We start from the raw sequence: 23,012 nt of genomic DNA on the forward strand, positions 1-23,012 counted from the left end.
GTGAGCAAATTGGAAATACCAACAGTAGTGGGTAGAGTCGTTCAACAAGCCATTCATCAAGTTCTCAGTCCGATATTCGAAGAACAGTTCAGCGAATTCAGTTACGGTTTCAGACCAAAAAGAAGTTGTGAGATGGCAATTATAAAAAGCCTGGAATTTCTAAAGGGCGGGAATGATTGGGTAGCCGACATTGACCTTGAAATATTCTTCGATACCGTCCATCACGATAAACTTAAAAAGTAATTAAGCTTTACTTAATCTAGTATAAATTCAGGTTTAGGAAACCGGTTTATAAAAATTGTCAAATTTTCAGATAAAAAGGGTTGATTTTCCTATTCTATGATTATATAATCATAACTGAAAACGGTTTCCACGAATAAAACCGCTTTTTATTTTCGATAATAACGAAAACGGTTTCGTTGTGGAGATAGTTATAAAACAGGGTTTAAGGGGGAAATTGAATGAAAAGCAAGAAAAAGTGGTTAGCAACTGGTTTGTCTTTAGTTTTGGCATTTTCACTAGCTGCATGTAGCGGTGGGGATAAAGAAAAATCTTCTTCAGAAGGTGGAAGTGGAAATGAGAAAGTAGAACTTAATTTCTGGGCATTTGGAGCTACAGGATACGAAGATTTAGTGAAAGAATATGAAGAACTAAATCCTAACGTAACAATTAAGTTCAAGTCTTCTGAAACAGCAGAACATCATGATGCATTATTCACAGCTCTATCAGCAGGTAGCGGTGCACCGGATATCGCTATGCTGGAGGTTGACCAACTAGATCGATTCAAAGCAGCACAAGATCGTTTCAATAACTTATATGATCTTGGTGCAAAAGATGTACAAGATCAATACCTAGAATGGAAATGGGACACGGCTGAAAATGTTGATGGTGACTTTCTAATTGGTCTCCCAACAGATATTGGTCCCAAAGCATTATACTACCGTACAGATTTATTTGAAGAAGCAGGACTACCAACTGATCCTGCTGAAGTTGAAGCATTAATTTCTAGTCCAGAAGCATTCAAAGAAGCTGGTATTAAATTGACTGAAAAAACGGGTAAACCTTTCGTAGATAGTATTGAAATGGCATACAGAGCCCTTATGGACCCTGCTACTGAAACATACTTAAATCCAGATGGAGAATTGATTCTTGATAAAGAAGGTAGCACAGTTAAAAAAGCATATGATTATGCAGTAGAATTACACGAAGCTGGTATTGTTGGTAAATATACTATGTGGTCTCCTGAATGGGCTAGTGCAGTTAACACTGGAGATTTCGCAGCTGAATTAGGAGCAGGTTGGTTAAAAGGATACCTTGAAGAAAATGCTCCAGACGCTACGGGTAAGTTTAGAGTTGCAACATTACCAACGGAATTTGCTGCTAACTGGGGTGGATCTTTCATCTCCATTCCATCTGAAACTGAGAATGCACAAGAGGCATATGATTTCATCGAATGGTTAGTATCACCTGAAAATCAATTAAAGTCATCACAATCACATGGATTATTCCCATCTGCGCCTTCTGTGTATGATATGGAAGAATTCACTGCAAATGAAGATCAATTCTTTGGTGGTCAAGTAACTGCTGAAGTATTTGCAAAAGCTGCAAAAGATATTAACGGTGTTGCATACAGAGGTGAAAAGTTCTTCCCAATTCACCAACGTGTACTTGATGCATTAAGTAACGTACAAAACGGTGGAGATCCAGAAAAAGAATGGAAAGCTGCTGTCAAAGATGCAAAAGATTTAATTGCTCGATAATAATGAATATAGAATTAGATATGGTTCTTAAAGGCCATATCTAATTCTTACAAAGAAACGGGGAGTGAAAATGGCTTCTTCAAACGAGAGTACTCTCAAAAATAAAAGATTTTTATCAGAAGAAAAGAAGGATATGATTTCGGGTTACTTATATATTGCTCCTTTCTTTCTTATCTTTGCTGTAATTGGTTTATATCCGTCACTATTTAGTATCTTTTTAGCTTTTCAAAAGTGGAATGGATTAGGGTCAATGGAATTTGTCGGTTTAAGGAACTTTTTTGTTGTCTTAGAAGACCCTCTATTTTGGAAATCTCTGTACAACACCGTCATTATTGGATTAATGGGTACAGCACCACAACTAATTGTGGGAATAATCATTGCTTTCTTATTAAATTTAACCTTTCTACGTTTTAAGAATTTCTTTCGAGTCACAATCTTCATGCCGTATATTACGTCAATGGTTGCAGTAGCACTTATCTTTAGTGTGTTATTTAGTAATCATGAATCTTCACTGGCTAACTATATATTAGGAGTATTTGGATTTGATCCTGTAAACTGGGCTACTTCTGAGTGGGGTACGAAGATTGCAATCTCAATAATGGTTTTCTGGAGATGGATTGGATACAACACAATCATATATTTAGCAGGATTACAATCTATTTCAAATGATTTATATGAAGCGGCAACGATAGATGGAGCTAGTAAATTCCAGCAGCTTATCTATATTACAATGCCGATGTTGAAACCATTTATTGTATTAACTGTGTTCTTCTCAACTGTTGGTGCACTACAGCTTTTTGCTGAACCAACGATTTTCTTAGGTACAGGGGCTTTCACTCGTGACGAAGCGATGACAGTTGTTATGTACTTATACCGTGATGCATTTAGATTACAATCTTTTGGAACAGCATCTGCTACAGCTGTTATCTTGTTATTTATTATTATTATCTGCTCTGCCATTAATACACTTGCAACATCTGGTTTTGGTAGAAAGAAAGGAGAAAACTGATGGGTAATGTAGCTGGAACAAAAAAGTTTTCTTTAGGAAGAATCGCTATCTATTTGTTTCTGTCATTAGCATCGTTACTCTCATTATTCCCATTTTATTGGATGTTTGTTATGGCTACACGACCAAGTGCTGCCTACAACTCGATTCCACCTACTATAACACCTGGGAATTTGCTAGTTGAAAACTTTCAGAAGGTACTTGGGCAAATTGACTTCTTTAAGGCGATGTTAAATACAATTATTCTATGTACTTCAGTAACACTCGTAGTACTCCTAATTAGTTCTCTTGCAGGGTTTGCATTTGCAAAGTTTAGGTTTCCGGGAAAAAATATCTTCTTTTTAGGAATTTTATTAACAATGGTTATTCCGCCTCAGTTAGGTTTAATTCCACAATTTTATATGATTTCCAAAGCGGGATTGTTAGATACACTTCAAGGGGTGGCGATATTGTTCTTCTTGAATCCACTTGGGATTTTCTTGATGAGACAGTATGTCAACGGTTCTGTACCTGATGAATTATTAGAAGCGGCAAAGCTTGATGGGTGTTCAAACTTTAGGATTTATCGAAGCATTGTCTTGCCAATTATACTACCTGCCTTCGCAACATTGGGAATTATTGTATTTACAGCTGTGTGGGGAGAATTCCTGTGGCAATTCACGATTCTGAGAGATCCAGAAATGTACACAATTCAGGTTGCTTTAGCAACATTAAGTAATACGTTTAAAGTTGACTTTGGGATGATCCTATCTGGAGTCTTTTGGGCAACAGTACCTTTAATAGTTATATTCTTACTATTTAATAAACTGTTTATTTCAAGCATTACAGACGGCGCTGTTAAGTAAGGGTTCCTGCTATATATTTGCCTTTTATGAAATTGAATTATGCAGTAAATAATAGTAATCTTAACTTAGGTAAAACCATTTGAATCTTAGAAGGCAATAGAGGGACAAATTATGAACTTAACGATTAAAGATATTGCACAAAAGGCTGGAGTTTCACCTGGTACCGTATCAAAGATTATAAATAATTATGGTGGAATTAGTGAAAAGACGAAGAAGAAGGTAATGGACATAATAAAGGAAACAGGTTACCAACCTACCTTTTCCGCTAAAGTATTAGCTACAAAAAAATCCAATTTAATTGGGTTAATCTATGCGGGAAAAGTGAATGTTGACTTTACCCATCCATACTTTAATGAGGTTGTGACCTCATTTAAAAAAACAATTGGCCAATTAGGCTACGATATCATTATGTTTTCTAATGAACAATTTTTCAAAGATAATGGTAGTTATATCGCTAGATGTAGACACTTTCACGTTGATGGATGCATTATTATCTCTGGTGAAGAAGTAGAAGATGCCATTTATGAGTTAGTAAGAGAGGAGATTCCTTGTATGGGAATCGATATTCAGTTGAATGGCCCAAAAGCAAGCTTTGTTATGAGTGACAATGTGAATTTATCAAGAAAAGTGATACAACATTTTTATTTACAAGGAATGCGTGATATTGGGTTTATCGGTGGAAATATAGGAGCTGCTATTACATCTTTTCGTGAAAAAGGATATAGAGAAACGATGCAGCAGCTTGGACTTGAGATTAATCCGAATTGGGTGCAATACGGAGATTTCCACGAAGAAAGTGGATATAATGCGATGAAGAAGATTTTAGAAACAAAGCCATATCCTCGTGCGATCTATGCAGCTTCTGATTTAATGGCACTTGGTGCTATAGACGCAATTAAGGAAAAAGGTTTAAATGTTCCACAAGATATCTCGGTAATTGGGTGTGATGACATTGATGCTTGCCGTTATAGCTGTCCAAAATTAACAACCGTAAGACAGGATAAAGACCGACTAGGGAAGTTGGCTGCGTATATGCTAGATGATTTAATAAACGGAAAATCACAACTTAAACCTCTATTTATCGATTCCGAACTAATTGTTAGAGAATCTTGTGGACAAATATAGAAATGATTTAGTGGAGGTAACTCAAATGGCAATCATAGAATTTCCAGAAGATATGAAATGGGGAGCAGCAACAGCAGCTTATCAAATCGAAGGTGCATCTACAAAGGATGGGAGAGGCCTTTCAATTTGGGATACCTTTGCTAACACCCCTGGAAAAGTATTAAATGGTGATAACGGAGACGTAGCTTGTGATAGCTACCATCGTTACAAGGAAGATATTGCATTAATGAAAGAACTTGGAATTGATACGTATCGTTTTTCTGTTTCGTGGCCACGTATTTTTCCCACAGGATCAGGTGAAGTGAACCAAAAGGGACTTCAATATTACCATGATTTTGTTGATGAGTTATTAGCTAATGGAATTGAGCCTATGTGTACACTATATCATTGGGATCTACCACAAGCTCTTCAAGACAGGGGCGGTTGGGAAAATCGAGAAGTAGTTGAAGCATTTGCTAATTATTCAGAGTTAATGTTCAAAGAGTTTAATGGAAAGATAAAAAAATGGATAACAATTAATGAACCTTGGTGTGTTTCCTTTTTATCAAACTTTATAGGTATTCATGCACCGGGATATAAAAATTTACAACTTGCAACAACTATATCTCATCACTTGCTTCTTGCACATGGTCAAGCAGTAACCCGTTTTAGAGATGGAAATTATGAAGGTGAAATTGGTTATGCACCCAACACTGAATGGAATGAACCATTTAGCAATAAACAAGAAGATATTGATGCTTGTAATAGAGCGAATGGTTGGTTCATTGAATGGTTCTTTGATCCTGTATTCAAAGGTAGCTATCCACAATTTATGGTGGAATGGTTTGAGAAAATAGATGTAACAGTTCCAATTCAAGAAGGCGATATGGACATAATAAACCAAAAAATCGATTTTGTTGGAATCAACTACTATACAGGAAGTGTAACTAGATACAAAGAAAATGATGGTTTACTAGACGCTGAAAAAGTTGATATCGGCTATGAAAAAACAGACTTTGATTGGAATATCTACCCTGAAGGCTTCTATAAAGTGTTAACTAAATTAAACGAGCAATACGGTTCAGTGCCGATTTACATCACTGAAAACGGTGCATGTTACAATGATGGAGTAGAAAATGGCCGAGTAAAGGACCAAAGACGTATTGACTACTTGAAACAACATTTAACATCATTAAAACGAGCAATGGATAGTGGTGTAAATATTAAAGGTTATTTAACTTGGTCGTTGCTTGATAACTTTGAATGGGCAGAAGGCTATGATAAGCGCTTTGGAATTATTCATGTTGATTTCAATACATTAGAAAGAACAAAGAAAGATAGCTACTATTGGTACAAGCAAACAATTAAAAATGGTTGGTTTGATATGTTTTATTAAGAAATTCACCCCTTTCGGAAACCGGTTTCGATTCCGAAAGGGGATTTTTATCATCATAATAAAAGAAAAAATAGATAAGATAAAAAGCCAGTATAATATGGCTGTGGGATGGGGGATCTATATTGAGAAAGCCCTTACATAAATATATGAAGAAGCTTAGAAATACTAGCAATCATCAAAATGCTGTTAAATTACCCTTAAAGCTACCTGTTGGAAGGAAGATTTTCACTGTATTTGCTATCATTTTTATTTTAATTGCCGTTCTTAGCGTTTCGACTCTTAATGGATTAAATACGATGAATAAGAAATCAATTGAAGTTGAGGATGTGTGGCTTCCATCAGTTGAGAGGCTAGGGGAAATGAGGTATCTCGTTGAACAGGTTACTGCATTTCAACTGTTTTATGCTAGTGCCGAAACACTCGGAGAATTGAAACAATTTGATGGCCGCTTTAATACGATTTTTAATAGGTTAGACGAGTTGTTTGAACAGTTTGAGAAAACGATCTCAACTAAAGAAGAGGAAACCATTTATAACGAATTTCAAGCAGAATGGGATAAATACCTTCTTGTTCACGAGGAAGTTCTTGTACTATCAAGAGCCAATCAAGACGATGAAGCTAGTGAAATGATTAAACAATCGCGACAACAGATTGAAACGGTTGAAGGCTATCTACAAAAGCTAGTCGAGTTTAATCAAGCAAAGGCAAAGAAAGCTGCGGAAGAGAGACATCATGTAACAACAAATGTATTATCCACTATAGCTATTTTAATTGTGGTTGCTTTAGTCATCTCAATCATTATGGGGCTCCTTCTATCAAGAAGCATATCTCGACCATTGTCAGCGATGTCAATGAGTGTGAAGCAGGTAGCTCAAGGGAACTTAATGATAGAGCCAATTTCTATTAAAAATAGGGATGAGATTGGTAAACTAGCAACGGATTTTAACACTATGACAGACAACTTAAAGCAATTGATCGTAGAAGTGATGAAAAATTCTGAGCAGGTGGCAACAACGTCAGAAGATCTCGCAGTCAGTGCAGAGCAAACACAAACAGGAAATGATTCTATCTCAACTGCGATTAAAGAGGTTGCAGGCGGTGCAGAAAACCAAGTATCACGTGCCTCAGAAGCAAATAATGTGATACAAGAGATTTCAAAAGGAATGACACAAGCGGCACGTTCGATACAATCTGTTTCAGACCTAACATTAGCAACAAACGAGAAAGCAACAACTGGTCAAGGAATTGTTTCGCAAACAGTTATTCAAATGAATGAAGTGCAACATAAAGTCCAACACACCTCTTCTGTCATGAATTCATTAGGCAACAAATCAAGCCAAATCGGCAAGATCCTTTCTTTAATAACAAATGTGGCTGATCAAACCAATTTACTAGCTCTAAATGCAGCTATTGAAGCAGCAAGAGCTGGCGAGCATGGTAAAGGATTTGCAGTTGTAGCCGATGAAGTCAGAAAGCTTGCGGAGCAATCAGGTCAAGCGGCTGAGGAAATTAAAAAAGTAATCTTTGAAATGCAAACAGAAGTTGAAAATGCACTAAAGTCAATGACAGATGGAATCAATGCTGTTAATGAAGGAATTATAATGGTCAATAAAACGGGGAATTCCTTTGAGAATATTGTTGAAATGGTAGCTGATGTTGCATCACAATCACAGGAAGTATCAGCTATTGTGGAGCAAGTAAATGCTAGCACGCAAAGTATGGTGAGTTTAATCGAGGAAATCGCAAACATATCTGTTTTTTCAGCAGGAAATACAGAAGAAGTGGCGGCATCAGTTGAAGAACAAAATGCGATTATGACGAAAGTTACTTTGTCATCAGAAGAATTAAGTCAAAAGGCATTAGCACTTCAGGAGCTGGTAAAGAAATTTAGAGTTTAGAATGAATTGTTAGAATACTTAAACTATATTGCTTTCTATTAAAAAGGTCTATAGTATACTGAATTTTTTGTTAGCCTTTACAAAGGGTGTTTTAACTGTGTGAAAAAAAGGTTTCTGAATTTTTTTATTTAAGAAACCGATTTCCGTGGAAATCCCACATCAAACAAGGGGGATTTATTTTGAAGCACAGATTGGCCGTTCTCGACTGTCAGCGCCTAGCCACAAATGAATTGGAGACAAGGGAAGTCTTCTATTACGTCTTATTTGACCGAGGCTGATCAGGTGCTTGGGCTTTTGATGATCTGGAAAAAATAGATCTCACTCCTATTTGCGGGAAAGAATAAAGTGGGAGCATTTGTTCATTTGTGAATATATCCCCTCATTTCACAATATGATGAATTATCATCTGTGAAATGAGGGGATATGGTTGGCGATTGACACGGTCATCACAAGAGAGATGCTTGCTCATTTTCTTGAACTTCAATATAAGAAAAAAGAAGTAGAATCAGAAATTGATGAATTGAAGAGAGCCTTTAATGAATATTTTGATTTGTCAGTGGGGGAAAACGTTAAAGGAGAAATGGTCCTGAGGGAATACAAGCTGCAAAGACAAATAAGAAATACAGTGAAATTTAAACAACAGCAGACCGTTAAAAAACTTGAAGAGTTACATTTACTCGATCTTATTGAAAAAAAGCCGGATGAAGAGAAAATAAGAGCAGCCATCCAACTAGGATTGCTGCATGAAGAAGATTTAGAAGGCTGCAAAACGATCAATACTTCCCAAGCTATTTATGTAAAACACTTATCATCCAAGTAAATACAGAAGACAATAGGGTAACCCTGTCCAGCAATTTGAACAGGGTTATTCTTGGTTTAAAAGGAAATAACTTAATATTCCTCAGTATATTCACTTAAAATCTCATTGATAGTAAACTTTAGAGAATAATACACATATAAAGCTGTCATTAGTGCTGGATAGCCGTATCTTTGACCATCATCACCAGGAATTAAAGCTTGACGTAATTTCGTATCAATATGAAAATCTGTTACAGCCTCTAAGCCTGCCGCTTCTCCTTTAACAATGGCAGATACCCCGACAGTTGGAATTCCCATATCTGCTAACTGTTTTGCAAGTGAAATGGTATCAGAATCTGTTGAATGGTATGAAAAGAGGAGGACTCGATCTGCCTGAGACAGTTCTTTCAATTTACCATTTCCATCAATAAGTGCCTCAGTTCGAAGCAGGGGCTCACTACTGTTCTGTGCTTCTGTCACTATTGCTTGTAACTCCTTGTGTCCATAAATATATAAAGTTCCTTCACCCATTAGCGCCTGTGCCAATAGCCTGGCACTATCCTCTATAGAAAATTCCTCTTGATCTAAGATTCGGTTGAAATGTCCTGTTAATTGTGTTGTAAATATTTTCATCATAAGAGACAATCTCCTTTCTCCTGTATCGTATATTATATCGATAAAAGAATAGAGAAGAAAGTCAGGCGTTATCGAAATATAGCTTTTTATGGTAACTTAAATATGAGTAAAACAAAACGTTCAGAAATTGTCGATAAAAGAATAGGAAATCATGAAGGGAAATAAATGTTTGAGACGAATTAATTATGTAGATTAGCGCAGGTGGGTGAGTAATTGACCCTTCGTTATAATTGATGAAGTGATACATGGGCGGAAGGTTTTCCTTTTTTCTAATGACTATAAAAATTATAAGAGGTGTATGCAGGATGCTAAAAGAAAAAATATTAATCGTTGATGATCAGTATGGAATTCGTATTTTATTAAATGAGGTATTTCATAAAGAAGGGTATCAAACATTTCAAGCTGCTAATGGGTTTCAAGCGCTGGAGATCGTAGAAAATCACTCTCCGGATTTAGTGTTGCTTGATATGAAAATACCTGGAATGGACGGTATTGAAATTCTAAAACGAATGAAGGTTGTAGATCAGGATATCCGTGTGATTATTATGACAGCTTATGGTGAGCTTGATATGATTCAGGAGGCAAAGGATCTGGGAGCTCTTACGCATTTTGCCAAGCCGTTTGATATCGATGAGATCCGAGATGCAGTGAAGAAATATTTACCACTTAAAGCAAACTAATAAGAGAAAACACTCGGGAAACCCTAATAGGTAAAGAGTTTATTGTAAGTGAAAGGGGTATGATTTTGTCAAACCCTGTAACATTATATTACCCAAATATATGTCGAATTGTTGCCGTTTTGTGAAGATATTGGTATGCTATAAGATGTGAAAAGTGATCATGCGAAGTTTACATATAAGGGAATTATTTGGTCATGCTAGGTATGATATACTTTTCTGTATAGAAAATAAGGTCTATTAGGAGGATTTTCGAAATGCCTTTAGTTTCAATGACAGAAATGCTTAACAAAGCAAAAGATGAAGGATATGCGGTAGGTCAATTTAACATCAACAACCTTGAGTTCACTCAAGCAATTCTTCAAGCAGCTCAAGAAGAGAATTCACCAGTTATTCTTGGTGTATCAGAAGGTGCTGGACGTTACATCGGTGGATTCAAAACAGTTGTAAAAATGGTGGAAGGTCTTCTTGAAGACTACAACATCACTGTACCAGTAGCGATTCACCTTGATCATGGTTCAAGCTTTGACAAATGTAAAGAAGCAATTGATGCTGGATTTACATCTGTTATGATTGATGCTTCACATGACCCATTTGAAGAGAATGTTGCGACAACTTCTAAAGTTGTAGAATATGCTCATTCAAAAGGTGTATCAGTTGAAGCTGAGCTTGGAACTGTTGGCGGACAAGAAGATGACGTTGTTGCAGAAGGCGTAATCTACGCTGATCCACAAGAATGTGCTGAACTTGTTAAACGCACTGGTATTGATTGCCTAGCACCAGCTCTTGGTTCTGTTCACGGACCTTACAAAGGTGAGCCTAACTTAGGATACAAAGAAATGGAAGAAATTGCTGGTCTTACAAACATGCCATTAGTACTTCACGGTGGTACTGGTATCCCAACAACAGATATCCAAAAAGCTATTTCTTTCGGAACAGCTAAAATCAATGTTAACACTGAGAACCAAATTGCTTCTGCAAAAACAGTTCGTGAAGTGTTAGCTGCTAAACCAGATGAGTATGATCCACGTAAATATTTAGGACCAGCTCGTGACGCGATTAAAGAAACTGTTATCGGAAAAATGCGTGAATTTGGTTCTTCTAATAAAGCTTAATCCTGAACGAAACAATGATATAACCGCCTTTAATAGAAAGGCGGTTATATTCTGAAAATTAAGAAAGCGCTAACATCTGTCATTGAATCCTTCTAATCCTTTACCTGGATGACTAATCTTGATAGAATAATAGTTGAACGGACTCGCCTTTGCTTGTCCGTTTTCAATTTTAGTCCTGCTGAATCTTCATATATAACATCCGCAAATAATGGCTTTTTGAATCTTCTAAAACTCATAGCATATAATTTAACTCTTTTTTTAAAAGATTATCTATCCTAAAACATTGTTGTCCAGCCTAATAGATGGTTTAATAATAGGAGGATGGTATGATTCATTTTACTGAAATTAACACATAAGTATAAATCTTATGTATTTACAGATGAATTAAAGGCAATAAAATAAATAAACAGCTTGATCCTAAATTCGGAACTAATGTTGACAAAATGTTTCATTCGGAAAACATGATGGACGTGACGTGTGAACGTATACATAATGAGAAAAGCGGAAGCGCCTTGATCACCCTAGGCAAATAAGACGATTTAGAAAAGAAGGCGTTGTTCTTTGCCTTCATTTCTAAATTGGCTCGAGGGGCTAGGCGCTGGAGCTAGATACTCAAGCTAAGTACAAGGTTTCACATGTATTATCTGTGTGCAATAACTTCGCCCTTGATGTTCTTTCCGGAAAGTCAACTTCCTAGAAGGGAGACTAACATGGAAAAATTAAAAGTTGCCGGCGGCGATTTACTTAACGGTACAGTTTCAATTAGTGGAGCAAAAAATAGTGCAGTGGCACTCATTCCAGCGACAATACTCGCTGAATCTCCTGTGACAATTGAGGGACTGCCAAACATATCTGATGTCAATATTTTAGGGGACTTGTTAGAAGAAATTGGCGGAAAGGTAGAACTGAAAAACAATGAAATGATTGTTGATCCTTCATCCATGATTTCAATGCCTTTACCAAATGGTAAAGTGAAAAAGCTTAGAGCTTCCTATTATTTAATGGGAGCTATGCTTGGCCGATTCAAAAAGGCAGTTATTGGTCTTCCTGGCGGCTGTCATTTAGGCCCCCGTCCGATTGATCAACATATTAAAGGGTTTGAAGCACTTGGTGCACAAATTACAAATGAGCAAGGAGCTATCTACCTACGGGCAGATGAGCTTAAAGGCGCGCGTATATATTTAGATGTAGTAAGTGTGGGAGCGACAATTAATATCATGCTTGCTGCTGTTTTGGCAAAGGGAAGAACGATCATTGAGAACGCGGCAAAGGAACCTGAGATTATCGATGTAGCTACTCTGCTTTCAAGCATGGGAGCAAAAATAAAAGGTGCGGGTACGGATGTGATTCGCATTGATGGTGTCGAGAAGCTGCACGGTTGTCGTCATTCAATTATCCCGGATCGAATTGAAGCGGGAACATATATGATTATCGGTGCTGCGATGGGAAGAGAAGTGATGATCGATAATGTCATTCCATTGCACCTCGAATCATTGATCGCCAAACTTAGAGAAATGGGTATGCATATCGAAACAAGCAATGACCAGATCCTCATTGTTGGCGGTCAAAAGGAATTAAAAGCTGTTGATATCAAAACACTTGTCTATCCGGGCTTTCCAACGGACCTTCAGCAACCATTCACATCGTTTTTAACAAAAGCAACAGGAACAAGTGTTGTGACAGATACGATTTATTCTGCCCGCTTTAAACATATCGATGAGTTAAGAAGAATGGGAGCAACCATAAAAGTAGAAGGACGCTCAGCTATCGTATCCGGCCCAACGAAGCTTCAAGGAGCAAAAGTGAAGGCAAGTGACTTACGTGCCGGTGCAGCGTTAGTATGTGCAGGCTTAATGGCAGATGGAATCACAGAGATCACTGGTTTAGAACATATTGATCGCGGATATAGTCAACTAGAAGAAAAACTAACAGGACTGGGCGCAACCATCTGGCGTGAAAAAATGACGGAAAAAGAGATTGAACAGCTGCAAAATTCATAAATTTAGAGAAATCAAGGATAATCCTTGATTTCTCTTATGGTTTCTTCAATTTTTGCCTCTTACGATATGTATATTTTCCAAAAATCATTGATTAAATCTTTGAAATAGGGTTAAAATAAAGAGTGCTGCATTGAATGAATACTACAAAAACTACTTCAAGCTCACCTTCATTTCCTTCTCTATCCAAAACGTAACTAGTTTTTCTCTTCATTAGTGCAATAAATAGTATTTACTATTAGACAAGTTCTCAATTTGAATTGAGTTTGAACATTGATAGGTGAAAGTTAAAAAATTATGAAAATTGAAAAAGAGTGGTGTTTTTATGAGTCAGGTTTCAATTTCTTCATTAGAACATATGAAACTGAAAGAATTATATGAGCTTGCCCGCCAATACAAGGTTTCCTACTATAGCAAGCTAACGAAAAAGGAACTAATTTTTGCAATCTTAAAAGCAAATGCAGAGCAAGAGGATTTATTATTTATGGAAGGTGTCTTAGAAATTATCCAATCTGAAGGATTTGGTTTCCTAAGACCAATTAATTATTCACCTAGCTCAGAGGATATCTATATTTCAGCTTCCCAAATTAGACGTTTCGATCTACGGAATGGTGATAAAGTTTCAGGTAAGGTTCGTCCTCCAAAAGAAAACGAACGTTATTACGGTTTATTACATGTAGAAGCTGTAAATGGGGAAGATCCAGAAACAGCTAAGGAACGTGTTCACTTCCCAGCACTAACACCTCTATATCCAGATAGACAAATTTTTCTAGAGACAAAACCAAACTATTTATCTACAAGAATTATGGACCTCATTGCCCCTGTCGGCTTTGGACAACGTGGTCTTATTGTGGCACCTCCTAAAGCAGGTAAAACTATGCTATTAAAGGAAATTGCCAACAGCATTACGACAAACAACCCAGAAGCAGAGCTCATCGTCCTATTGATTGATGAAAGACCTGAGGAAGTAACAGATATTGAACGTTCTGTTGCCGGGGATGTTGTCAGCTCAACATTCGACGAAGTTCCTGAGAACCACATTAAGGTTGCAGAGCTTGTCCTTGAAAGAGCCATGAGATTAGTTGAACATAAAAAAGATGTTATCATCTTAATGGATAGCATCACACGTTTAGCTCGTGCCTATAACCTTGTTATTCCGCCAAGTGGTCGTACACTATCAGGTGGTATTGATCCAGCTGCATTCCATCGTCCTAAGCGCTTCTTTGGTGCTGCGCGTAATATTGAAGAAGGTGGAAGCTTAACCATTCTTGCAACAGCATTAGTTGATACAGGTTCACGGATGGATGATGTCATTTACGAAGAGTTTAAAGGTACAGGAAACATGGAACTGCATCTTGACCGCTCACTAGCAGAGAAACGAATTTTCCCTGCCATTGACATTCGCCGTTCTGGAACACGTAAAGAAGAGCTTCTTATTCCAAAAGATCATCTGGAAAAACTGTGGGCAATTCGTAAGTCCATGACAGATTCACCGGATTTCGTTGAAAAGTTCCTTCGTAAGCTTCGTCAAACGAAATCAAACGAAGAATTCTTTAGCAACTTAGATGCGGAAATGAAAGGTTTACGTAATCGGTAAATGTTGAATAAAGTTTTTCTGCCCCTCATCCATTCATGAGGGGCATTTAGATAGTGAAAATAAGAGTGTTGTTTTTCTGAAGGACAAAATGAAAGATAGCTAAGAGGGAAAAGTCTTTCATCAGGACAATGAAGGACAAAATCAGAGGTAGCAAAGCGAGGAAAGTCTTTCATTAGGACAATGAAGGACAAAATCAGCGTTTAAGAAAAGACCAAAGTTCTTCAATTAAAGTTCCATACAATCTTGTCTGATTATTCCTCTATGTACACTTAGCTTATTAGTAATATTTAACTTCAGCTTGATTTTAGACCTGGCACTTGTTATAATTTCATCATGTGCTTTTCTAGGATATTAGTTCGTCAATTGGACGAGTTGACCTACCTAGATATATAACTCTGTCTCGAAATGATTCAGGGCGGAAGGAGATGAAAAGAATGAAAACAGGAATTCATCCAAACTTTAATAAGGTTATGGTGAAATGCGCTTGTGGTAACGAATTCGAAACTGGTTCTGTTTTAAACGAAATCAAAGTTGAGGTTTGTTCTGAGTGCCATCCATTCTACACTGGACGTCAAAAATTTGCAGATGCAGGTGGACGTGTAGATAAATTCAACAAAAAATACGGCCTTAAACAACAATAAGGATTTTCTCAACAGGCAAGACAACTGGCTCTTGCCTGTTTTTTCACGCCTACTTTTGCATTTTTTGGGTGGGAATTTGGTTATCCTACATATATTGTTAGGATTTTTAAGCGGAATAATCATGTCTGTCTTTAGGCATGTCATATAGATAAATATTGATACTAGGAATTTGGTCAATTGATTCAAAGGATAAAAATTTGTACTTAGTGCTGGTGTCTAGCTCCAGCACCTAGACCCGAAGCACAGGACGTGCAAGTGCAGTTATAGCGACAGGACGTCGCGTTTGTAACTGCCTCAGGTCCATAAGTGAATTTGGAATTGAAGACAAAGAACGCCTTCTATTCCAAATCGTTTTATGCCTGTCGGGTCTGATCAAGGCGCTTGCGCTTTTCAATGGAAGGGAGAGGCCGTTTCATGTATGTTATGAAGCAAAGTGGTTGGCTTGAAATCATCTGCGGAAGCATGTTTTCAGGTAAATCTGAAGAGCTCATTCGAAGAGTAAGACGAGCAACATTTGCCAAGCAGGAGGTAAAAGTTTTTAAGCCTGTTATCGATAATCGGTATAGTGAAGAAAGTGTCGTATCTCATAATGGAACGGCGATCATTTGTAAACCGATCTCTAAATCTGAGGAGATTTTTGACTTTATTACGGAAAAGACGGATGTCATTGCTGTTGATGAAGTACAGTTTTTTGATGATAATATTGCTGATGTGTTAACGTTATTAGCGAATCAAGGATACCGTGTTATTGCAGCAGGTTTAGATCAGGATTTCCGAGGTGAGCCATTTAGTATTGTTCCAAAGCTTATGTCACTTGCAGAGCTTGTAACAAAGCTTCAGGCTGTATGCTCTGTGTGCGGATCACCGGCAAGCCGTACACAAAGATTAATTAATGGACAACCGGCATCATATGATGATCCTATTATTTTAGTTGGTGCATCTGAATCGTACGAGCCTAGATGTAGACATCACCATGAAGTGCCAGGTGCACCTGTAAAAACCTTTAAAAAAGAGAATAGCGCAGCTAATTCGTGACAAAACCTATGCCTTAAACGAGAAGGCATAGGTTTTTTGTTTTTCAAAAAATGTCGCATCTTCTGTAAATTTGTAAGAGTGATGTAAAAATTATGTAAATAGATGAAGTAGAATAGAGAATCCTAGAAATTGAATCATACCTTGGTATATATACATCTCCTCTAAGTGTGTTTTCCTCTCTTTAATAAAATTGTAAATAAGCGTTTACAAAATTAACAGTACTTTATCGAAATGTTTAAAAACCTTTACATTACATTAAAATTAGTTTTACAAATTTCGATTAGTATTGACAATGACGACTACATATTAGAGGGAGGAAGCTATGGGGAAACGAATCGGTAGGAAAAGGTTGAAGAAATTATTTTTATTTATTTGTATGGCAGTCATTGTGCTATCTAATTTTGTTTCAGTCATTCCTGTAAAAGCCATTCAAACTGAAAAGCCTGTTGAGGATACAAATACAAATGTATCGGAACAAGCTGAAACAACAGCAGAACAAGAAACTAATAAAGAAACCAATGAGTCCCAACAAGAAGAGACAACCGTAAGTAAAGAAGGAAACGAAGAAGATGAGAAGGCTGTCCAAGAAGCAGAACAACAGCCAAAAACAGAGGAATCTACTGAAGAACCGGCTTCTCGATATGAAGAAGAACTTCAAAAAGATCCTGCCACTACTAATCAACAAGAGACAACTTCACAAGTAGAAACATCTACAGAACAAAAAGAAGATCTGCAAACTGCAGAAACAGAGGAACAAGAAGCCGACAAGACTGAGCTTGTTGAAGAAGATTTTAACCTGAACGCCCCTTTACTCATCACAGAAATCTCACCAAATTCAAAGGGAACAGACAACTTTGAGTATTTCGAAGTATATAACAACACAAATCAAACATTACCATTAACAGACTATGCTTTTATTTATCATTATACCGATAGTGGAAAAGAAGTAGAGTTCAAAGTGCCTGCTACAACAATGGAACCGCAGGAAACACTTGTTTTTTGGTTTAATAACAACGGACTAACTCTTGAGGATTTCAACAATCATTACGGTTTAGAATTGACAAAAGATCAGGTTGTTGAATATAAAGACGTATTTCCCGGTTTTGCAAACGGTGGAAACCGCGCTGCTGTCATCAAGGATAAAGAAGGAAAGGGCATTGTAGCTGCGGCCTACTTACCAGATGAAACAGATAATGAAGGAAAAGTTGTGCAGTACAAGTATGCACCTGGTCAACCTATTATGGACAAGCTTCAAGTGTTAGCAGAGCCTACACCTGGAACGATTGAGGCTGTTCAAGTACCTGCACAGCCGGTTGAAATAGAAGAGGTTCCTTTAGACTCTGAAGCTCCGGTCATTACTCATACAGCTGTAACAGAGTCGAAAGCGCTTAACACTGTAAAAGTGAATGCTTCGATAACAGATAATGAATCCGTAGCTTCTGCCACTCTTTATTATAAACTTAAAGATGAAGCGAATTTTCAATCGATCAAAATGAATACTGATAGTGAAGATGGCACAAGTTTTTCAGCAGAAATTCCAGCAGCAAGTGTACAGTCTGACTTAATATATTATATTGAAGCAACAGATGGAATCAATTCTTCTAAAACAGAAGAATATCAAGTCAAGATAGAGGTACCTGAAGAAACATATAGTGATCGTCCATTACTGATTACCGAACTTTCACCGAACTCAGCAGGTGGCGGAACAGATTACTACGAGTATTTTGAACTCTATAATAATAGTAACCAATCACTTTCTCTCACAAACTATTCTTTTGTTTATAAGTACACAGATAGTGGAAAAGAAGTGACTTTCCAAGTGCCTGCTACAACGATTGAACCACAGCAAACACTTGTATTCTGGTTCAATAATGGAGATCGTGGTTTAGAAGAATTTAATCAAAACTTTGGATTAAATCTATCCAGCGAAAATGTTGTTGAATTTAAAGATGTATTCCCGGGCTTTGCAAATGGTGGAAATCGTGCCATCGTTATCAAAGACAATACAAATACAGAGATCATATCTGCAAGCTATTTAGGAACAGAGAATGATAATACAGGTGCTGTCATTCAGTATCTATTCCCAAGTTCAGGCTCGGAAATGGCGAAGCTAGAAACACTTGCTGCTCCAACTCCAGGAACGGTAGAACAAACTCAGGTTCCAACAAAACCGGTCGAGTTAGATGAAATTCCGGAGGATGCTGAAGCACCGGTGATTACACATACGCCAATTGCAGAAAGTGATGCATTTTCACCGATTACGATTCAAGCGGATGTAGTTGACAATATGGCTGTTCCTTTTGCTACTTTGTACTATAAAAAAGAAGGTGAACAAAACTTCACTTCTTTAGCAATGAATGCCAGCAGTGATTCGGCAAGCTATACAACTGAAATCATTGGTACAAACGTGGACGCTAACATTATCTATTATATTGAAGCTTCTGATGGAATAAATACGGTTAAAACGGAAGAATACGAAATTAAAATAAAGAAAGAAGATGTAGACTATACAAAAATTCCTGCCTTTCTTGTAACGGAAATTGTTCCTGACACTGCAAATGTAGGATCTGCAGATGGATATGAGTTTATTGAAGTTTACAATAATACAGATCAAGATCTTAGCTTTAAAGATTACAAGGTTCAATATCGCTACGGTACAGATCCGGCAAGTGATGTGGTATGGCCATCCATACCAGATGATGCTGTCATTCCTGCCCAAGAAACACTCGTTTTCTGGATTATTAATGGTCAAAATGGAGAGAAAACTGTTGCGGATTTTAACGCACATTTTGGCACAAATCTTGTTGAAAACAAAAACATTGTAAAAATTCACAGTGATGGAATGGCAAATGGAAGTGCAAGAGGACTTGTCGTAGCGACAAATACAAAAGAGGAAATAACAGTTTCTTACTATAATGATGTAGCAAATGTTGATGATACGGTTCCGGATAAAGGCATTCTTTATAAGTATCCAGAAGACGGATCAAAACAGGCAATTAAAGTAAGTGCTGGAGTAGAAGATGCAACTCCTGGTTCAGTAGAAGGCTTCCAAGTACCAAAACAGCCGGTTCATATTGAAAAAGATACAATTGCTCCAACGATTGAAAATAAAACAGCTGTGACAGAAGTAGAGCAAACGGAAGATATTGAAATTGCAGCTGCAGCTTCCGATAATGTAGAGGTAAAATCAGTTCGTCTATTCTATCGTACAAACGATCAAGATGTGTTTAATGAAACGTTATTAGCGCTTGATTCAGAGTCTCATTTATACAAAAATATGATTTATGCTTCAGATTTAATTGGAAAAGAATATGTGGAATATTTCTTTGCGGTTTCTGATGGAGTAAATGAGGTTCGCAGTGATACGTTTAAAATTACAATAAATAATGATGTTGATAACTCTGATCTGCGATTAAATGTGAAAGAAAAAGATGTGGTCTCCGGTAAGGAAATTATCAAGGCAACTTCAAAAGATGAAGCAGCAACGAACGTTGCCATCACGGTTGATGGTGAAGAGCTTAAAGGAAATACGTATCATTCTTTAGAAAATGAGGCTTATCTTGCTCTCGAAGTGAATGGTCTTAATACGTATTTTCAAAATGCTGTCACAATGGGTGAGGATATTCTTTTTCTAATGGACAAGGAATTGTTATCCCATTGGAAAACATTTACGATTCCGGTTGATCCCGACCGATTGCAGGTGGGAGAAAATGTCTTAACCGTTCGTGCAGGAAATAAAGCATCACCATTTCAATTGGAAGAAGATGAAGAAAATCGCGATGATTACAGCCTGCGAAATGTTCGCCTCATTTTAGCAGATGGTACTGTGATTACAGATCCAAATAAAAATGATCCTTCAAGGGTATATGACATGGGTGATGACGGTACATTCCGTCCATTCGAAGACTTTACCTTTACGATTACAGAAGAACATGCAACAGCACAAACTTATAATTGGGACACAACGACTGTTGATGATGGTGAGCACACAATTGAAGCTAAAGACTCGAATGATACAGTTTCAACTTCTGTATTAGTCGATAATACGGCACCAACAGTTGAAACAAGATTAGAAGAAGGAAAAGAATATAAGGGTGAATTTACAATTGATCCAACAGTTACTGATGAAATTGCAGGAGTTCATTCAGTAAAGGTGATGCTGGATGGAAAGCAAATTGAAGTTCCTTATCAAACAGCTTCTTCACAACTTGAACCAGGTGCACATACTGTCACGATTGTGGCAGAAGACAAAGTTGGAAATAAAACTGAAAAGGTTGTTCAATTCTCAGTAACAAATGAAAATCCTAATAAACCTGAATTGATTTCACCTGCTGATAACAGTTCAGAGCCTGTTGCTGGAGATCCAACACTTAAGGTGAAAGTAACAGATCCAACAGGTGATGATCTTAATGTAACCTTCTATGAAGGCTATAAATATGATGCAGCCAACACAGAAAGCGTAAAGGCATTCAAAAACGCAACAGATACAGAGCCGCCTCAAACGATGAATCCGGAAGGTGAAGAAGCTCTTACTCAGGAGGATCTTACTTTAGTTTCTGAAAAAGATGGCGAATATTTAATCACTGATTCAAGTGAACAATTCCCATATCATCGCTTTGATGTCGTGCTTGACTCATCAGTAAGTGAGACGGATACAGTTGAGCTCTCATGGAGCGGTCAATCACTAGAAGGTAGAAAAGTGTCTATGTACGCTTGGAACCACGAGGAAAATGATTGGACATTACTTACGTATAAAATTGCCGGTGCAGAGGATTTTGAACTAAAGAGCACAGTTGAAGTGGCAACATATGTGAAAGACTCCAAGATCAATGTGTTGATACAGGACGAAATCCCAAGCAGTCCGGAAGAATACGACTACACATTTGTTTGGATGTCTGACACACAGTATTATGCAGAAAGCTATCCTTATATTTTCGAAAGACAAACAAATTGGATTGCCGAAAAACAGGAAGAACTAAAAATTGAATATGTCTTCCACACAGGCGATTTAGTTGATAACTTTGGTCAAGAACAAGAATGGATTCATGCTGATGAATACATGGGTGTACTAGATCGAAATAATGTTCCATACGGTGTATTAGCTGGAAATCATGATGTTGACCAGTTATCAAATGATTACACAGAATATTACAACCGATTTGGTGAAGATCGTTTTAAAGACAAAGACTATTATGGTGGCAGCTATAAAAATAATCGGGGACATTATGACCTGATTTCAGCAAACGGTAATGATTTCATTATGGTTTACATGGGATGGGGTGTACAAGACGAGGATTTAAATTGGATCAATGATGTTTTAGCACAATATCCAGATCGAACAGCGATCCTCAGTTTCCACGAATACCTATTAGTTTCCGGAAATAGAAGTCCGATTGGAGACAAAATTTACGAAGCAGTTGTTGAACCAAATGAAAATGTGGTTGCTGTGTTGAGTGGTCACTATCATGACTCTGAAACGCTGATCAGTGAAATCGATGACGATGGTGATGGACAGCCGGACCGTGAAGTCTATCAAATGCTTGGAGATTATCAAGGTGGTCCTGAAGGTGGGCAAGGATATATGAAACTGCTTCACTTTGATCAGGACAATAACCGTGTCTTTGTAAATACGTACTCTCCATACTTGGATGATTATAACTTCTATGAGCCTGAAGAATATCCAGGTAAAGACGAGTTTATCATGGACCTTGACCTTCAAGTAAAGGAAAAACGCGTAGCAACAGATTATTTTAGTGTTACCGTTAAAACTGACAAAGAAATTGGAAAACAAGAAAATATCTTAAGCGGTGAAACAGCTCAAGTAAAATGGACTGGATTAACTGAAAATAACACGTACTCCTGGTATGCAGTAGCAGAGGATAAGTTTACAGGAAAAACTGCTTCTGACATATGGACATTCACGAAAGGTGAAGCAACAGAGCCGGGTGACGGGCCAGATCCTGGAGACGGAGATCAAGATCCAGGAGACGGAGATCAAGCCCCAGGTGACGGAAACCAACATCCAGGAGATGGAGATCAAAAACCAGATGGTGGAGATCAAGATCGTGGTAATGGAGACCAAGACCCAGGTAAAGAAGATCAAAAACCGGATAATGGAGAAGATAAAGAATCACCAGACAGAAATGACCAGTCACAAAATAGTCTGTTGCCATTACCGGACACAGCGACAAATATGTTTAATATCTTAATCATTGGAGCGCTGGTTATTGCTCTAGGCGGTATACTATTATTCATCCTTAGGAAAAATAAATCAGCTCTTAAAGGATAATAAAATTAAATAGACAAATATAATGTCACAGGCAAAAGAGAGGATAGATGAACAGGACTGACATCCCTGTATTCATCTATCCTTTTTTGTACAACAATTGACCCAATTTACCATAATAAAATACTCTCTATTGTTCAACGCCTCCTTTAGTAGAAGAAAGGTACCCAGTTTATTATTGATTTTTACCTAAATTTCACAAAGTGAGTGGGGTTTCTTTT

Annotated in this window: 17 protein-coding genes; 15 read left to right on the forward strand and 2 right to left on the reverse strand. The window is 37.4% G+C overall.

The window, feature by feature from the left end; translation table 11 throughout:
- Positions 1-9: 9 nt before the first annotated feature.
- From LC095_RS09285 to LC095_RS09320, 8 genes are all read left to right on the forward strand, one after another.
- Positions 10-243, forward strand: coding sequence for a reverse transcriptase domain-containing protein (locus LC095_RS09285; protein WP_413467475.1), 234 nt, complete (start codon positions 10-12; stop codon positions 241-243).
- Between the two features lie 218 nt (positions 244-461).
- A complete protein-coding gene (locus LC095_RS09290; RefSeq protein ID WP_226527928.1) occupies positions 462-1,760 on the forward strand; it encodes an ABC transporter substrate-binding protein in 1,299 nt (432 codons plus the stop codon).
- A gap of 70 nt (positions 1,761-1,830) precedes the next feature.
- Positions 1,831-2,769 (forward strand): carbohydrate ABC transporter permease, encoded by a 939-nt coding sequence (locus LC095_RS09295; protein ID WP_226527929.1) that lies wholly within the window; start codon positions 1,831-1,833, stop codon positions 2,767-2,769.
- On the forward strand, positions 2,769-3,611 hold the full coding sequence (locus LC095_RS09300) for a carbohydrate ABC transporter permease (protein WP_226527930.1): 843 nt from the start codon (positions 2,769-2,771) through the stop codon (positions 3,609-3,611). Before LC095_RS09295 ends, LC095_RS09300 begins: the two co-directional genes overlap by 1 nt.
- A 111-nt stretch (positions 3,612-3,722) precedes the next feature.
- On the forward strand, positions 3,723-4,736 hold the full coding sequence (locus tag LC095_RS09305) for a LacI family DNA-binding transcriptional regulator (RefSeq protein ID WP_226527931.1): 1,014 nt from the start codon (positions 3,723-3,725) through the stop codon (positions 4,734-4,736).
- 25 nt (positions 4,737-4,761) lie between these two features.
- On the forward strand, positions 4,762-6,111 hold the full coding sequence (locus LC095_RS09310; RefSeq protein ID WP_226527932.1) for a GH1 family beta-glucosidase: 1,350 nt from the start codon (positions 4,762-4,764) through the stop codon (positions 6,109-6,111).
- 146 nt (positions 6,112-6,257) lie between these two features.
- Entirely contained in the window at positions 6,258-8,009 is a 1,752-nt protein-coding gene (locus tag LC095_RS09315) for a methyl-accepting chemotaxis protein (protein WP_226527933.1), read from the forward strand.
- Positions 8,010-8,436: 427 nt separating this feature from the next.
- On the forward strand, positions 8,437-8,829 hold the full coding sequence (locus tag LC095_RS09320; RefSeq protein ID WP_226527934.1) for a hypothetical protein: 393 nt from the start codon (positions 8,437-8,439) through the stop codon (positions 8,827-8,829).
- Between the two features lie 71 nt (positions 8,830-8,900).
- Here LC095_RS09320 and LC095_RS09325 read toward each other — a convergent pair whose 3' ends face one another.
- Positions 8,901-9,443 carry a DUF2529 domain-containing protein gene (locus LC095_RS09325; RefSeq protein WP_226527935.1) on the reverse strand — a complete coding sequence of 181 codons (543 nt, stop codon included), beginning with the start codon at positions 9,441-9,443 and terminating at the stop codon, positions 8,901-8,903.
- A gap of 305 nt (positions 9,444-9,748) precedes the next feature.
- Between LC095_RS09325 and LC095_RS09330 the strand changes: the two genes are divergently transcribed.
- Together LC095_RS09330 and LC095_RS09335 are read left to right on the forward strand one after the other, a co-directional pair.
- Positions 9,749-10,123: a response regulator gene (locus tag LC095_RS09330; RefSeq protein ID WP_078432015.1), complete on the forward strand. Its 375-nt coding sequence runs from the start codon at positions 9,749-9,751 to the stop codon at positions 10,121-10,123.
- A gap of 254 nt (positions 10,124-10,377) precedes the next feature.
- Positions 10,378-11,235, forward strand: coding sequence for a class II fructose-bisphosphate aldolase (locus LC095_RS09335; protein WP_226527936.1), 858 nt, complete (start codon positions 10,378-10,380; stop codon positions 11,233-11,235).
- 92 nt (positions 11,236-11,327) lie between these two features.
- On the opposite strand, the gene LC095_RS09340 is transcribed toward LC095_RS09335, so the two are convergent.
- Positions 11,328-11,471, reverse strand: a complete 144-nt coding sequence (locus LC095_RS09340; protein ID WP_226527937.1) for a hypothetical protein — start codon at positions 11,469-11,471, stop codon at positions 11,328-11,330.
- 474 nt (positions 11,472-11,945) lie between these two features.
- On the opposite strand from LC095_RS09340, the gene LC095_RS09345 reads away from it, so the two are divergent.
- The 5 genes from LC095_RS09345 to LC095_RS09365 all read left to right on the forward strand — a co-directional run bounded on the left by LC095_RS09345 (position 11,946) and on the right by LC095_RS09365 (position 22,794).
- The gene (locus tag LC095_RS09345; protein ID WP_026563085.1) at positions 11,946-13,235 is read left to right on the forward strand and encodes a UDP-N-acetylglucosamine 1-carboxyvinyltransferase; all 1,290 of its coding nucleotides are present in this window, start codon (positions 11,946-11,948) and stop codon (positions 13,233-13,235) included.
- A gap of 322 nt (positions 13,236-13,557) precedes the next feature.
- Positions 13,558-14,829, forward strand: a complete 1,272-nt coding sequence (gene rho, locus LC095_RS09350; RefSeq protein ID WP_026563086.1) for a transcription termination factor Rho — start codon at positions 13,558-13,560, stop codon at positions 14,827-14,829.
- Positions 14,830-15,263: 434 nt separating this feature from the next.
- Complete coding sequence (gene rpmE / locus LC095_RS09355; RefSeq protein ID WP_078432012.1) at positions 15,264-15,470, forward strand: 50S ribosomal protein L31; 207 nt, start codon at positions 15,264-15,266, stop codon at positions 15,468-15,470.
- 414 nt (positions 15,471-15,884) lie between these two features.
- The gene (locus LC095_RS09360; protein WP_226527938.1) at positions 15,885-16,505 is read left to right on the forward strand and encodes a thymidine kinase; all 621 of its coding nucleotides are present in this window, start codon (positions 15,885-15,887) and stop codon (positions 16,503-16,505) included.
- 322 nt (positions 16,506-16,827) lie between these two features.
- The gene (locus tag LC095_RS09365; RefSeq protein ID WP_226527939.1) at positions 16,828-22,794 is read left to right on the forward strand and encodes a lamin tail domain-containing protein; all 5,967 of its coding nucleotides are present in this window, start codon (positions 16,828-16,830) and stop codon (positions 22,792-22,794) included.
- The last annotated feature ends 218 nt before the right edge of the window (positions 22,795-23,012 follow it).

It is taken from the genome of Metabacillus niabensis, assembly GCF_020524345.1.
Lineage (GTDB): Bacteria > Bacillota > Bacilli > Bacillales > Bacillaceae > Metabacillus > Metabacillus niabensis_B.

Excerpts from the sequence above, each read along its gene's own strand:
- LC095_RS09290 (WP_226527928.1), top strand. The coding sequence starts at position 462 with ATGAAAAGCAAGAAAAAGTGGTTAGCAACTGGTTTGTCTTTAGTTTTG.
- LC095_RS09295 (WP_226527929.1), top strand. The coding sequence starts at position 1,831 with ATGGCTTCTTCAAACGAGAGTACTCTCAAAAATAAAAGATTTTTATCA.
- LC095_RS09300 (WP_226527930.1), top strand. The coding sequence starts at position 2,769 with ATGGGTAATGTAGCTGGAACAAAAAAGTTTTCTTTAGGAAGAATCGCT.
- LC095_RS09305 (WP_226527931.1), top strand. The coding sequence starts at position 3,723 with ATGAACTTAACGATTAAAGATATTGCACAAAAGGCTGGAGTTTCACCT.
- LC095_RS09310 (WP_226527932.1), top strand. The coding sequence starts at position 4,762 with ATGGCAATCATAGAATTTCCAGAAGATATGAAATGGGGAGCAGCAACA.
- LC095_RS09315 (WP_226527933.1), top strand. The coding sequence starts at position 6,258 with ATGAAGAAGCTTAGAAATACTAGCAATCATCAAAATGCTGTTAAATTA.
- LC095_RS09325 (WP_226527935.1), bottom strand. The coding sequence starts at position 9,443 with ATGATGAAAATATTTACAACACAATTAACAGGACATTTCAACCGAATC.
- LC095_RS09330 (WP_078432015.1), top strand. The coding sequence starts at position 9,749 with ATGCTAAAAGAAAAAATATTAATCGTTGATGATCAGTATGGAATTCGT.
- LC095_RS09335 (WP_226527936.1), top strand. The coding sequence starts at position 10,378 with ATGCCTTTAGTTTCAATGACAGAAATGCTTAACAAAGCAAAAGATGAA.
- LC095_RS09340 (WP_226527937.1), bottom strand. The coding sequence starts at position 11,471 with ATGAGTTTTAGAAGATTCAAAAAGCCATTATTTGCGGATGTTATATAT.
- LC095_RS09345 (WP_026563085.1), top strand. The coding sequence starts at position 11,946 with ATGGAAAAATTAAAAGTTGCCGGCGGCGATTTACTTAACGGTACAGTT.
- rho (WP_026563086.1), top strand. The coding sequence starts at position 13,558 with ATGAGTCAGGTTTCAATTTCTTCATTAGAACATATGAAACTGAAAGAA.
- rpmE (WP_078432012.1), top strand. The coding sequence starts at position 15,264 with ATGAAAACAGGAATTCATCCAAACTTTAATAAGGTTATGGTGAAATGC.
- LC095_RS09360 (WP_226527938.1), top strand. The coding sequence starts at position 15,885 with ATGTATGTTATGAAGCAAAGTGGTTGGCTTGAAATCATCTGCGGAAGC.
- LC095_RS09365 (WP_226527939.1), top strand. The coding sequence starts at position 16,828 with ATGGGGAAACGAATCGGTAGGAAAAGGTTGAAGAAATTATTTTTATTT.